Raw genomic sequence first — 12,524 nt, 5'->3', positions numbered from 1 at the left:
AAAGTTTCCGGGCGCGTCAGTTTACAGGTTTTCGCTTTGGGGCATGGCTAGAACGTGGTAGCCGCCATCAACCGTAATGATCTCACCCGAGGTGCATTTACCATAGTCAGAGGCCAAATACACAGCAGTGCCGCCGATGGATTCTAGCGTTGCGTTGGCGCGCATTGGGGCATTGGCTTCTGTGTGGCGGAAGGTTTTACGTGCCCCACCAATAGCTGCACCAGCAAGGGTTTTCATCGGACCAGGCGAGATCGCATTGACGCGAATACCCTCTGGGCCAAGATCATTTGCCAAGTAGCGTACAGAGCTTTCCAAGGCGGCCTTTGCAACACCCATGACGTTGTAGAATGGCGTCACGCGATTGGACCCTTGATAGGTCATCGTCAAGATTGTGCCGCCATCTGTCATCATTGGGGCAGCGCGCTTTGCCACCTCAATCAGAGAGAAACAGCTGATACACATAGAGTTTTTGAAGTTCTCGCGTGTGGTATCGATGAAGCGACCTGTCAACTCGTTCTTGTCGGAATAGGCGATGGCATGCACGAGAAAATCAAGCTTGCCCCATTTTTCCTGCAAGACAGCGAAAGCGGCATCCATCGATGCTTCGTCATTCACATCAACGTCAACCATGATGTCAGACCCGACACTTTCGGCAAGCGGTTGAACCCGCTTACCAAAGGCGTCGCCCTGATAGGAAAACGCAAGTTCCGCGCCTTGTGCTGCCATCTCGCGGGCAATGCCCCAAGCGATGGAACGCTCGTTCGCGACACCCATAATCAGGCCGCGTTTTCCTTTTAGCAATTCAGACATATCAATTTACCCGTGGTATTTACTCATGGCGACAGTGCCATTGGTGCCGCCAAAGCCGAAGCTGTTGGAAATCACCGTATCAATTTCTGCGTTTTCCACGAACTCGGTTGCGATCTCGTCTGGGCGGATCGCCGGGTCGAGTTCTTCGATGTTTGCAGAAGGTGCAATGAATTTATTTTCCATCATGATGAGGGAATAGATCGCTTCCTGCACACCCGCGCCGCCAAGGCAGTGACCGGTGACAGATTTTGTGGATGTGATCGGTGGCACATTGCCTTCGCCAAACACACGACGCACGGCTTCAACTTCGGTCACGTCACCGGCTGGGGTGGATGTGCCGTGGGCGTTGATATAGCCGACTTTGCGATCGCCAATGGTGGACATGGCAAGGCGCATGGAACGTTCCCCGCCTTCACCAGATGGGGCAACCATATCGTGGCCGTCAGATGTCGCGCCGTAACCGGTGACTTCTGCGTAGATCTTCGCGCCGCGTGCCAGGGCGTGGTTCAACTCTTCCAGAACGACAACACCGCCGCCGCCAGCAATCACGAAACCATCGCGGTTTGCGTCAAAGGCACGAGATGCTTTTTCCGGCGTGTCGTTATATTTGGAAGACATAGCGCCCATCGCGTCAAACAAACAGGACAAGGTCCAGTCAAGTTCTTCGCCGCCACCCGCAAAGACGATGTCTTGTTTGCCGAATTGGATCTGTTCAACACCGTTGCCCATGCAATGCAGCGACGTGGTGCAGGCGGAAGTGATGGAATAGTTCACGCCCTTGATCTTAAACGGCGTTGCAAGACAGGCAGAGTTCGTGGACGACATGCAGCGGGTCACCATGAAAGGCCCCATACGCTTTGGTGCGCCTTTTTCTTTCACGATGTTATGCGCTTGGAAGAAATTCGATGTGGACGGACCGCCAGACCCCATAACCAGACCTGTGCGCTCGTTGGAAATATCGCTTTCCTCAAGGCCAGAATCTTTAATGGCTTCTTCCATCGCGATGTAGTTATACGCCGCACCGGGACCCATGAACCGCAGCTGACGTTTGTCGATGTGTTCTTTGATGTCGATTTGTGGCATGCCGTGGATCTGGCTGCGGAAACCGTTTTCGGTGTATTCTTCGGCTTTCACAATGCCGGATTTCCCGGAACGCAGGGCTGCGGTGACTTCGGAAATGTTGTTCCCGATGGAGGACACAACGCCCATCCCGGTGATGACTACTCGGCGCATGGGCGCTCTCCTTATTCAAAAATCATGGCCCGCATTTCTACTGGGCCACGTCATATATAGGGTGGAATTCCGAAAAGCTTAGCTTTCCGAAAGGGCAACTTTCATGTCTTTGACTTGGTAGATCACTTCGCCGTCGGCTTCTACGATGCCATCCGCAACACCCATGGTCAGGCGGCGGGTCTGGATCGCTTTGGTGAAATCAATCTTATAGGTCAGCATCTTACGGTCAGGGCGTACCATGCCGGTCAGCTTCACTTCGCCAACGCCAAGCGCGTATCCGCGACCCAGCCAACCACGCCAGCCAAGGTTAAAGCCGGTCAGCTGCCACAGACCATCAAGGCCAAGACAGCCAGGCATGATCGGGTTTCCTGGGAAGTGGCAATCAAAGAACCACAGGTCCGGGGTGATGTCGAACTCAGCAACAATATGACCTTTGCCATGCGCGCCACGATCACCGGAAATCTCGGTGATACGGTCCATCATCAGCATGGGGGGCGCGGGCAGCTGGGCGTTGCCGGGGCCAAATAGTTCGCCACGGGAACATTTCAGAAGGTCTTCTTTGTCAAAGCTGCTCGGGTATTGGGCCATTGATGCCGGTCCTTTGTATTTCCTGTTGGTTACGTCCATTTAACAGAGCCGCCCCTTCAAGAGCAAGGGCAGTGGTGCCGTTACGGCACATATGCGGCGAATATGTTTGAATTCCCCACGGCTTTCGCGCTATATGAGAACAACTCGCAAAGAAGATTATGACCATGACAGCGCAAATCCCGCCTGAAGCAAGACAAAGCGCCCTTGATATCAGCACCACTTGGTTGTCCCAAGCAGGGCTGCGTCCCACCCGTCAGCGGGTGAATTTGGCGACTTTACTGGTGGGCGATGGCCAAGATCGTCACGTCACAGCGGAAAGCCTGTATGAGGCGTCGCGGTCCTCAAGCGATCCTGTGTCCTTGGCGACGGTGTACAACACGTTGAAAGCCTTCTGTGATGCGGGCGTTCTGCGTGAAATCACGGTGGATGGGTCGAAATCGTATTTTGATACCAACCTGACAGACCATCCGCATTTCTATTGGGAAGACGAAGCCCGCTTGTCCGACGCCCCCGCAGAACAGCTGGTCTTGGCCCGCGTACCAGATGCGCCGAATGGCATGGAAATTTCCAAAGTAGACGTCGTGATCCGCCTGCGCGGGAAGTGATGGCTTCTATCTGTTGTCTCTGGGGCGCTTTCTTGGTGAAAACCTCAATATTGCATGGATAATTTATTAGGATATCCGATGGGCGACATTCGTTCCGGGAATATTATACATACCCAGAGATTGCGGTTGGTGCCGTTTTCGACGGAGCACCAAGATGCGCTGTATGAAATGGATTCAGACCCTGACGTCATGCGCTATCTTGGTGATGGCTCGGTGAAAACACCTGAAGAGACCGCCGCTGGAATTGAGCGGGTGCAAAAACGATGGCGCAAGTTGGGTTACGGGTGGTGGGCCGTTTTTGAGTGTGAAACCAACGAAATTATTGGTGCCGCCTGCTTGCAAAATCTCGCAAATCAAGATGAAGCGCCTTTAGAAATTGGCTGGCGGTTAAAGCCAAGTGCCCAAGGCAAAGGTTTTGCGACAGAAGCCGGTTTCGCTGCAATCCGGTTTGCGTTTGAGGAAATTGGCACTGACTATTTGGTCGCGGTTGCAAATCCTCAAAACTACGCCTCGCAGCAGGTCATGGAACGGCTGGGGATGCGCTGCATCGGAGTCGAGGAACATTACGCAGAGCCGTGTGTTGTTTATGAGCTACACAAAGCGGACTGATCTTGACGTTTTGGCGCTGTAAATGATCCGAAGTTTAGGATAACAGAACCTGCGCAATGAACACCGCTGTCATGCGTTATTGAGAAAGCCAAATCTAATGTCCGAACCCCAAATGAAAGTTATCATTGTGACGCCTGAGATCCCTTATAACACCGGGGCGATTGGACGGACTTGTGTGGCCTTGGGGTTGGAGCTGATCTTGATTAAGCCGCTGGGGTTTTCGCTTGATGAAAAGACCGTGAAGCGGGCAGGTGCGAGCTATTGGAAGCATGTGCAGTTGACGGAATATGACGATTGGCAAAGCTTTATGGATGCCCGTAAACCAGATCGCGATAGCCTGTATTTCTTTGAGGAAAATGGCGCGCAGACGATTTATGACGCGGATTACAAGCTTGATGGCTATTTAGTGTTTGGCTGCGAATCCAGCGGCATCCCGCTTGAAATCCTAGAGGGAATGAATGATCGCCTGTTCAGCCTGCCCATGCGCAATCCAGTCGTGAAATCTCTGAACCTGGCCAATGTGGCGACCGCCGTGATTTATCAGGCGATGCGCCCCGTTTTGGGTGGTTAGACAGTTTTGTCAGGTCGTAGGAACATCACCATCGCCACCAATCCAATCGCAATCAATGGGAGGCTGCCGGCAAAGACGCTATGTGACACTAGGCGCAGGGTCTCAGGGTCCGCGTCAATTGCAAAGCCTGACGCATTGGCAAGAATACCGCAAACTGCAGCGCCCACGGCGTAACCAAACCGGGCAACTGTCGGCAAGGCACCTGTGACGCGCGCGCGCTCAGCTTCGGGAGAGACGCTGATGAGGCGGCGTTGGATAAAGGTGTAGGCGCTGCCAAAGCCGAGGCCTTCGATCCAGGCTAAGACACCGATCACCCACAGCGGACCATCAGCGGCAAAGACCAGGAAGCCGACGACCGACAGCGCGACGAGGGAAAGCCCCCCAGCGATCCAGTAGGGGTCTTGGCGTTCCGGTGCGCCGGACACCAAGATTGCCGCAATGGTCCATCCAAAAGATGCGCCCGCCAAAATATAGCCGATGACAACGGGGGACGTGTTGTGCAAGCCTGACATGAGAACCGGTCCGTAGCTCATCAATCCCATGACACCCGCAGAGATCGACACCCACATCAACAACGCGGCACCCGCGCGGTTGTTTAGGCGAAAAGCGTTCTGGGGTAACATGCGGCTGTCGCCTGCGCGGGCATCAAGTTTCAGAAACAAAATGAGCAAGGCGAAGGCTGCGATCATCAGAAGCGGCGTCAAAGGAAAGGACACCCGAATGCCAGCGGCGGCAACCGTTGTGATGCCAACGGTCAACAGGGCGAGGCGACGCACAGGGAGAGTGATAGGACTGTCTGTCGCTTCGGGCGTGTTGCTGATCCCGGGGGTTTTCCAGATCCAGATCGAAAGACCGAGGGCTTGGATCAGGAAGAAAGCAAAGCCCCAACGCCATGTGAAATATTGCACGAAGAAGGCCCCAACGAGTGGCCCGATAAAGGCAGAGGCCCCCCAAAGCGCTGACACAACCGCAATGACACGAGGTTGCAGGCGAGGTGCAAATAAAACTCCAATTGCAATAAAGGTCATGGCGGTTAGGCCGCCGCCGCCCAATCCTTGCAACACCCGCCCAACCAGAAGAATCGGCATGTTAGAGGCAACCATGGATGCGGCACATCCAAAGGCGAAGACCAAGGCACACAGCGCCATAATGTTGCGCATTCCATAGCGCATCGTGGCAATTGCCGCAGAGGCACCGGCCAAGATAGATCCGATTTCATAGGTTGCGATGGTCCAAGACACGAAGCGGTCTCCGCCGATGTCGGTCAGGATATCGGGGATCATCGTGGCCAACAGCAAGCTGTCGGCAGCGTGAAGCCAGACCCCAAGTGAGACGATCATCAGTTGTAGTGCATATTGGCGCGTTAAGATTTCGCGCCAACTGACATGAGCGGAGGGACTATTGCTGGACGTCATATTTATATTCCCGTGATTCGAGGTTCGGGAACAGTGATAGAACCTCAAGGGGACTTGAGGGCAAGGGGTGATTTCTTAGAACCACTGCCCTGGTTCCATGAGGCCCAAGTCCAACAATTGTTGACTGTTCCATTCCAGCTTAACCGAGTTATGCCAACTGAATGTTTTGATGGCACCGCGGCTTCCCGGGTTGGCGCGCAGGGCTTTTGCAGCACGAAACGAGCAGATGGTGGCCGTGATATTGTGATGCCATTCACAGGAATATGTATTGTATTCCTCGTCGTTAAAAACATGGCCCGGCAAGAGCTTCAAGCCTGCTGCGGATGCAAAAAGAGCGTTGCGCCCAATGGTGCGTTTGAGAAAGGGAACATGTTCTTCGAAACGCCAACGTAAGCCACCATAAAAATCGAGCTGACGGTCCTTTTTCTCATAATTGTTTTGGGCATCTTCACGGGCCAACGCGTAATACCCGGTTTTGTCAAACCACGCATCTTCACAGGCGACACCAGATGGGTGCTGGTTGAGGTCACTTGCATAAAGATCAATGACATAGGTCAGCATGGACGCGCGACGTTCTTCAGTGTGGAATGCCAAAAGTTCGGTGACGCTGCGGGTTTCCATGAAGGGATACATCAGATATTCGGCGTTGTAGCAATAGTACAGCCATGTTCCGGGACGGGTGGCGGCCGCGATGCGGTTTACTGCGTCTTCGGTTGCGTCATCTGCGAAGGCATCCCAGTTGATCACATGTACATCTTTGCAAAGCGCATCTGCGATGTGCAAAGATGCTGGCTTGAGCACGAGGATAGCAGAAAAACCAAGCTTTTTATGGTGTTTTATGGTGCTTTCGATTTCAACCAAATCTTCGATCAGCAACGGCGCGATCGGGCCTTTTGCCAAGGTTTCTTTGGCGGTGTTCAAAAATGTGTTAATACTATCGTAAATCATGTGCCCTCACTTGGCGTGAAAATCCCTTAAAACGGTGGATATTGCAAGCCTCTCTCTGCCGCTGTATGTGTGCGGCAACAAACGTGGGACCTTTCTGATGTCAGAAAAGAAAAAACTCTTCATTAAAACTTGGGGCTGTCAGATGAATGTCTATGACAGCGAGCGCATGGCCGAAAGCCTTGGGCATGAAGGATATGAGGCCACTGAACAGGTGGAAGACGCAGATATGATTCTGCTGAACACCTGTCACATTCGTGAAAAAGCGGCTGAAAAGATCTATTCTGAGTTGGGGCGTTACAAAGGTTTGAAGGCCGCGAATCCCGACCTGAAGATCGGTGTGGCGGGCTGTGTGGCCCAGGCTGAGGGTGAAGAAATCATCCGCCGCCAGCCCATGGTTGACCTGGTTGTCGGTCCGCAGACCTATCACCGTCTGCCGAAAATGATGGAAACTGTGAACAGGGGCGAAAAGGCACTTGATACGGATTTCCCGGAAGAAGACAAATTTGAACATCTGAACAAACGTCCCAAAGCGAAACGCGCCCCGGCTGCGTTTTTGACGGTTCAAGAAGGTTGCGACAAATTCTGCGCCTTTTGTGTCGTGCCTTATACGCGCGGTGCCGAAGTGTCGCGTCCTGTGGATCGTATTATTCGTGAGGCCAATGATTTGGTGGAACGTGGCGTGCGTGAAATTTCTCTGCTTGGGCAAAACGTGAATGCTTATCACGGGCAGGGCGCAACGGGTACAACGGGGCTTGCGGGATTGATCGGTGAATTGGCGAAAGTCGATGGCCTGGCGCGCATTCGCTATACGACCTCGCACCCCAATGATATGGAAGACGCGTTGATCGCGGCGCATGGGTCATGTGACAAACTGATGCCATATCTGCATTTGCCTGTGCAATCTGGCAGCGATAAAATCCTAAAACGCATGAACCGCAATCACACCGCCGAAAGCTATATCAGGGTGATTGAACGTTTCCGCGAAGCGCGTCCCGATATCTTGCTGTCCGGTGATTTCATCGTTGGTTTCCCAGAAGAAACAGATCAGGATTTTCAGGACACGATGGATCTGATCCGCGAAGTGCATTACGGCCAGGCCTATTCCTTCTGTTATTCGTCCCGCCCAGGGACGCCTGCTGCGGAACGTGCATTGGTTGATCCATTGGTTGCGAAAGAACGTTTGCATCAGATGCAGGCCCTGCTGACACAACAACAGATGCAAACCCAAGAAAGCATGATCGGGCGTACCGTAAGTGTGATGTTCGAAAAAGCGGGGCGTATTGAAGGGCAAATGATCGGTAAGTCTGGCTATCTGCACGCGGTTCATGCGGATGCGAAAGATGTGAAAATTGGTGATATTCGCGACGTGAAGATCATCGCGACTGAGAAAAACTCGCTTACTGGGGAAATCCTGCCCTAAATATTTGTGGCATTTCCGTGAAGATTGAAATCAATTAATCCGTCGTGACTTGCGTTGCGGCGGTCAAGTTGCGACCATCGGGACAAATGCTGGATTCGGTCCGGCTGTCATCAGGGAAAATACAGAACGGAGCCACTTTGGGAACTGAAGACCTGAACATCGAAGCTGAAACTGCCGTGCAGCCTGCGCAGACACAGCTGGAATATCCTGACAATCACCTGTTGATCGAGCTCTGCGGTGAATTTGACAAAAACCTGACCCAGATCGAAAGCACCTTTGGGGTGCAGATCATCCGCCGTGGAAATCAGCTTGTGTTGCATGGCAAGGATTATGAACGCGCCAAGACCGCAGACATTTTGAATGCGCTTTATGCACGTCTTGAGGCCGGCCGTTCTGTCGAAACCGGGGATATTTCTGCGGAAATTCGCATGAGTGGAGACAATGGCGGGCATGAAAATGCGCCAGATGACCAGCTTGAGATGTTCAAAGGCGGTCGCGTCGAAATCCGCACCCGTAAGAAAACCGTTGAACCGCGCACAGACGCGCAAAAGGCATATGCCCAAGCATTGTTTGAAAACGAACTGGTCTTTGGTATTGGTCCTGCTGGAACAGGCAAAACATATATCGCTGTCGCGGCGGCCGTGTCGATGTTTGCCGATGGCCTGGTTGATAAGATCATCCTGTCGCGCCCCGCAGTTGAAGCCGGTGAAAAGCTTGGCTATCTGCCAGGTGACATGAAAGACAAGGTTGACCCGTTTATGCAGCCTTTGTATGACGCGCTGGGCGACTTCCTTCCTGGTAAGCAAATGGCGAAGCTGATTGAAGAAAAGCGCATCGAAATCGCGCCTTTGGCTTTCATGCGGGGACGTACGCTTTCCAATGCTTTTGTGGTGCTGGATGAGGCGCAAAATGCGACCGCCATGCAAATGAAGATGTTCCTGACGCGTCTTGGCGAAGGGTCGCGTATGGTCATTACGGGCGACCGATCACAGGTTGATTTGCCGCGCGGCGTGACATCTGGTTTGCACGATGCGGAACGTCTGTTGAAACATATCGATCATATCTCGTTCAACTACTTCACCGCGAAAGATGTGGTGCGCCACCCGCTGGTTGCGAAGATTATTGAAGCTTATGACGCGGCTGATCAAAAGGCTTTTGCAAAGCGTGAGGCGAAGAAAATCGAAGCGCAGAAGGCAAACCAATGATCACCGATGTGATTTGCGAAGACCCGCGTTGGGATGATGCAGGGCTTGAGGATCTCTCTGAAATCGCAGCTGCAGCGACATTGACCCGCCTGGCGTTGGAAGGTGACTGGGAAGTTGTGGTCATGGGGTGTGATGACGAGCGAATTTCAGTCTTGAACGCGGATTTTCGTGAGAAAGATAAAGCCACAAATGTACTGTCTTGGCCGTCAGAAGAACGTGCGGCTGAAAAGGCCGGTAATCCGCCCCTGCCGCCCAAAGGCCCGGACCCGGAATTGGGTGATATTGCGATTTCTTACGACACTTGTGCGCGTGAAGCAGCTGAGTCTAAGAAGAAATTTGCCGATCATGTGACCCATTTGGTTGTTCATGGAATCTTACATCTGTTGGGTTATGATCACATTGACGAAAAAGATGCGGCCCTAATGGAGGGGCTAGAGACAGAAATACTTGGCAATCTTGGCATTGCTGACCCATATACAATATAGACGCGCGTTTTGCGTCATTTGAATGACCCGGAAAGGACCAATGGGCGATACAATCGAAGGATCCTCTATCGCTGCGCAGCGCGCGCAGGAAGATGATGAACCAGGGCAAAACGGATTTTTCCGCAAGCTCTTAGCAAATTTTTCCCAACCAAATGACACAGCCCCGGCTGTCGAGGAACCCATTGGTGCGGTGACAGATGTTTCTGCGGCACATGGTATGTTGAATCTGCGACGCATGCGCCTTGAAGATGTGGCAATCCCGCGTGTTGAGATCATCTCTGTGTCGGACGACATTTCCAAAGACGAATTGGTTGAGGTATTCCGTGAAAGCGGTTTGAGCCGTTTGCCGGTGTTCTCCGGTACATTGGACAAACCTGCGGGCATGATCCATTTGAAAGATTTCTCACTGAAACATGGATTTAATGGGCCTTCCAAGAACGGCGAATTCTCGTTTGAAAAACTGATGCGCCCGCTTTTGTTTGCGCCCCCCTCTATGCCGATCGGTATCTTACTGCAGAAAATGCAGACCGAACGTATCCATATGGCATTGGTCATTGATGAATACGGTGGCGTCGACGGATTGGTGACGATTGAAGATTTGATCGAACAGGTGATCGGGGAAATCGAAGACGAACATGACGCGGTGGAAGGACAGCTGTGGTTTGAAGAAAAGCCAGGTTGCTATGTTGCCGAAGCGCGCGCTCCGCTGGATGAATTTGAGGCGGCGATTGGTTTAAATCTAAGCGCCGAATTGGATGATGAAGATGTGGATACATTGGGCGGCTTGGTGTTCGTTTTGTTGGGGCATGTGCCAGGGCGCGGCGAGATGATCCGTCACCCTGCTGGCCCGGATTTCGAGGTGATCGATGCCGATCCGCGCCGCATTAAACGTGTGCGCGTGCACTTGCCGATGAAGAAAGCCTAAGCGACCGTGGGGGCGATCAACGGAAAAATTGGGGATGCATTAGCGCGATTATCCTGGCGAACCCTTATGTTCATCAGCGCCCTGATTGGGGCGGTCATGGCATTGGGACAAGCACCGTTTGGCCTGTGGCCGTTGGCGCTGGTTGCTTTGGTTATGGCTGCGATTCTTCTTGAAGTCAGCGGCACAACTCGCCGCGCGGCTTGGTTTGGTTGGGCATTTGGCGGCGGATATTTTGGCGTTTCGTTAAGCTGGATTGTTGAACCATTCTTGGTTGATATTGCGCGTCACGGTTGGATGGCGCCTTTTGCATTGTTCTTTATGGCTGGCGGGCTTGCCTTGTTTTGGGCGGCGGCGTTTGGCCTTGCGCGATGGTTGGGCGGGCAACGACTGGCAGCTTTGGCATTGGTCGTGACGTTACCCGCCCTGGAGCTGCTGCGCGCCTATGTCTTCACTGGGTTTCCCTGGGCAATGCCGGCCTATATTTGGGTCGGGCTTGCGCCGATGCAGTTGGTCGCGTTGATTGGTCCACATGGGTTGAATATGTTGACGGTTTTGATGACTGCTGGCGTTTGGGGCATGAGCGGCATTAACCGTTATTGCGCAGTGGTTTTGGGGGTATTGGCATGGGGAACTGCCCCGGTTTTGGCGATGTTTCCAGTCCTTCCCGCGTCCCAAGCATCTATCGAATCCGTAACCTTGCGCTTGTTGCAACCAAACGCGCCGCAACATCAGAAATGGGATCCTGATTGGGTCCCTGTCTTTTTTGAACAAAATCTGAGATTTACGGCGGAACTTGGGGCAGATGGAAGCCGCCCGGATGTGATCATCTGGCCTGAGACGGCCGTACCAACATCACGACTTATGAAGGATGAATACGTGATCGAGTTGGTTCGTGATGCGGCCCAAGGTGTTCCCGTGATCTTTGGGATTGGTCACCAGCGAGACGGCGGTTTTTACAATTCGATTGCCGTGATGGATCGCTGGGGCACGCTGACACAAACATATGATAAGATGCATCTTGTTCCCTTCGGTGAATATGTGCCTTTTGGTGATGTCATGGCGCGATTTGGCATTTACGGGTTGGCGGCCAATCAAGGGTTTGGCTTCACCCCTGGGCAAGAGCGTCAGCTTTTAGATCTCGGCGATGCGGGGCAGATATTGCCGCTGATTTGTTATGAAGCCGTGTTTCCGCAGGACGTAAATGCTGCGCCGGATGGCGCTGACTGGATTTTGCACCTCACCAATGATGCCTGGTTTGGGTCTGTTTCGGGGCCATGGCAGCATTTGGTTCAAGCGCAGTTTCGGGCGGTCGAACAAGGGCGGCCCTTGGTGCGAACCGCAAATACGGGCGTGACTGCAGTGATTGATGCGCATGGCGTTATCCAAGCGCAAATTCCATTTGAGACGGCTGGTTACTTGGATGCGGATTTGCCAACTGAAACCGTCGATACCCTGTACCGACAAACCGGTGACTGGCCCATTATCGCGATTTTGTGGCTTTTGGGGTGCGCGTTAACACTATCTAGACACCAGTCAGGTAAAGGCGATTGACGCAAACCTATTGCAAGAATAGGGCCTGTCCATCGACCGCCACAACGGCTTCCTGAAGTGGTGGATTTATTTGTACTGGAGCAACATCAAATGAGTCGTGATAACTATACTTTTACTTCGGAATCCGTTTCCGAAGGGCATCCTGACAAGGTCTGTGAC

At 52.9% G+C, this 12,524-nt stretch carries 14 protein-coding genes and 1 riboswitch; of the genes, 9 read left to right on the top strand and 5 right to left on the bottom strand.

The features are described from left to right. Nucleotides 1-21: 21 nt before the first annotated feature. From RJ38_RS00215 to fabA, 3 genes are all read right to left on the bottom strand, one after another. Nucleotides 22-810, bottom strand: a complete 789-nt coding sequence (locus tag RJ38_RS00215; protein WP_039016903.1) for an enoyl-ACP reductase FabI — start codon at nt 808-810, stop codon at nt 22-24. Between the two features lie 6 nt (nt 811-816). Next, entirely contained in the window at nt 817-2,043 is a 1,227-nt protein-coding gene (fabB, locus tag RJ38_RS00210; protein ID WP_039016902.1) for a beta-ketoacyl-ACP synthase I, read from the bottom strand. A 78-nt stretch (nt 2,044-2,121) separates the two neighbouring features. Continuing rightward, nucleotides 2,122-2,631, bottom strand: coding sequence for a bifunctional 3-hydroxydecanoyl-ACP dehydratase/trans-2-decenoyl-ACP isomerase (gene fabA / locus RJ38_RS00205; protein ID WP_039016901.1), 510 nt, complete (start codon nt 2,629-2,631; stop codon nt 2,122-2,124). Between the two features lie 164 nt (nt 2,632-2,795). Here fabA and irrA point away from each other — a divergent pair, with 164 nt between their 5' ends. The 3 genes from irrA (at nt 2,796) to RJ38_RS00190 (ending at nt 4,416) form a co-directional block, all read left to right on the top strand. Further along, complete coding sequence (gene irrA / locus RJ38_RS00200) at nt 2,796-3,236, top strand: iron response transcriptional regulator IrrA (protein WP_039016936.1); 441 nt, start codon at nt 2,796-2,798, stop codon at nt 3,234-3,236. A 78-nt stretch (nt 3,237-3,314) separates the two neighbouring features. Then, nucleotides 3,315-3,845: a GNAT family N-acetyltransferase gene (locus tag RJ38_RS00195; RefSeq protein WP_039016900.1), complete on the top strand. Its 531-nt coding sequence runs from the start codon at nt 3,315-3,317 to the stop codon at nt 3,843-3,845. Nucleotides 3,846-3,942: 97 nt separating this feature from the next. Further along, nucleotides 3,943-4,416 (top strand): tRNA (cytidine(34)-2'-O)-methyltransferase, encoded by a 474-nt coding sequence (locus RJ38_RS00190; RefSeq protein ID WP_039016899.1) that lies wholly within the window; start codon nt 3,943-3,945, stop codon nt 4,414-4,416. Here RJ38_RS00190 and RJ38_RS00185 read toward each other — a convergent pair. Together RJ38_RS00185 and RJ38_RS00180 are read right to left on the bottom strand one after the other, a co-directional pair. Further along, a complete protein-coding gene (locus RJ38_RS00185) occupies nt 4,413-5,831 on the bottom strand; it encodes an MFS transporter (RefSeq protein ID WP_039016898.1) in 1,419 nt (472 codons plus the stop codon). The genes RJ38_RS00190 and RJ38_RS00185 overlap by 4 nt on opposite strands. Before the next feature lie 75 nt (nt 5,832-5,906). Next, on the bottom strand, nt 5,907-6,779 hold the full coding sequence (locus tag RJ38_RS00180) for a glycosyltransferase family 2 protein (protein ID WP_039016897.1): 873 nt from the start codon (nt 6,777-6,779) through the stop codon (nt 5,907-5,909). A 97-nt stretch (nt 6,780-6,876) separates the two neighbouring features. Between RJ38_RS00180 and miaB the strand changes: the two genes are divergently transcribed. The 6 genes from miaB to RJ38_RS19365 form a co-directional block, all read left to right on the top strand. Beyond that, entirely contained in the window at nt 6,877-8,199 is a 1,323-nt protein-coding gene (miaB, locus tag RJ38_RS00175) for a tRNA (N6-isopentenyl adenosine(37)-C2)-methylthiotransferase MiaB (RefSeq protein ID WP_039016896.1), read from the top strand. 137 nt (nt 8,200-8,336) lie between these two features. Then, complete coding sequence (locus RJ38_RS00170; RefSeq protein ID WP_238321606.1) at nt 8,337-9,404, top strand: PhoH family protein; 1,068 nt, start codon at nt 8,337-8,339, stop codon at nt 9,402-9,404. After that, nucleotides 9,401-9,889 carry an rRNA maturation RNase YbeY gene (gene ybeY / locus RJ38_RS00165; protein ID WP_039016895.1) on the top strand — a complete coding sequence of 163 codons (489 nt, stop codon included), beginning with the start codon at nt 9,401-9,403 and terminating at the stop codon, nt 9,887-9,889. Before RJ38_RS00170 ends, ybeY begins: the two co-directional genes overlap by 4 nt. A gap of 40 nt (nt 9,890-9,929) precedes the next feature. Beyond that, nucleotides 9,930-10,814 carry a hemolysin family protein gene (locus RJ38_RS00160; RefSeq protein WP_039016894.1) on the top strand — a complete coding sequence of 295 codons (885 nt, stop codon included), beginning with the start codon at nt 9,930-9,932 and terminating at the stop codon, nt 10,812-10,814. A 66-nt stretch (nt 10,815-10,880) separates the two neighbouring features. Continuing rightward, the gene (gene lnt, locus RJ38_RS00155) at nt 10,881-12,365 is read left to right on the top strand and encodes an apolipoprotein N-acyltransferase (protein ID WP_082005575.1); all 1,485 of its coding nucleotides are present in this window, start codon (nt 10,881-10,883) and stop codon (nt 12,363-12,365) included. 33 nt (nt 12,366-12,398) lie between these two features. Continuing rightward, nucleotides 12,399-12,448: riboswitch (SAM-SAH riboswitch) on the top strand. Between the two features lie 7 nt (nt 12,449-12,455). Continuing rightward, a partial coding sequence (locus RJ38_RS19365) for an S-adenosylmethionine synthetase N-terminal domain-containing protein (protein ID WP_156121673.1) occupies nt 12,456-12,524 on the top strand: 69 nt, incomplete at its 3' end.

The sequence above is a fragment of the Halocynthiibacter namhaensis genome, assembly GCF_000812685.1.
Lineage (GTDB): Bacteria > Pseudomonadota > Alphaproteobacteria > Rhodobacterales > Rhodobacteraceae > Halocynthiibacter > Halocynthiibacter namhaensis.
Note: the sequence above shows the minus strand (reverse complement) of the source record. Positions and strands in the feature narration are given on the sequence as shown.

Bases quoted from the DNA above. Each gene is read 5' to 3' on its own strand.
- RJ38_RS00215 (WP_039016903.1), bottom strand. From the start codon at position 810: ATGTCTGAATTGCTAAAAGGAAAACGCGGCCTGATTATGGGTGTCGCG.
- fabB (WP_039016902.1), bottom strand. From the start codon at position 2,043: ATGCGCCGAGTAGTCATCACCGGGATGGGCGTTGTGTCCTCCATCGGG.
- fabA (WP_039016901.1), bottom strand. From the start codon at position 2,631: ATGGCCCAATACCCGAGCAGCTTTGACAAAGAAGACCTTCTGAAATGT.
- irrA (WP_039016936.1), top strand. From the start codon at position 2,796: ATGACAGCGCAAATCCCGCCTGAAGCAAGACAAAGCGCCCTTGATATC.
- RJ38_RS00195 (WP_039016900.1), top strand. From the start codon at position 3,315: ATGGGCGACATTCGTTCCGGGAATATTATACATACCCAGAGATTGCGG.
- RJ38_RS00190 (WP_039016899.1), top strand. From the start codon at position 3,943: ATGTCCGAACCCCAAATGAAAGTTATCATTGTGACGCCTGAGATCCCT.
- RJ38_RS00185 (WP_039016898.1), bottom strand. From the start codon at position 5,831: ATGACGTCCAGCAATAGTCCCTCCGCTCATGTCAGTTGGCGCGAAATC.
- RJ38_RS00180 (WP_039016897.1), bottom strand. From the start codon at position 6,779: ATGATTTACGATAGTATTAACACATTTTTGAACACCGCCAAAGAAACC.
- miaB (WP_039016896.1), top strand. From the start codon at position 6,877: ATGTCAGAAAAGAAAAAACTCTTCATTAAAACTTGGGGCTGTCAGATG.
- ybeY (WP_039016895.1), top strand. From the start codon at position 9,401: ATGATCACCGATGTGATTTGCGAAGACCCGCGTTGGGATGATGCAGGG.
- RJ38_RS00160 (WP_039016894.1), top strand. From the start codon at position 9,930: ATGGGCGATACAATCGAAGGATCCTCTATCGCTGCGCAGCGCGCGCAG.
- lnt (WP_082005575.1), top strand. From the start codon at position 10,881: ATGTTCATCAGCGCCCTGATTGGGGCGGTCATGGCATTGGGACAAGCA.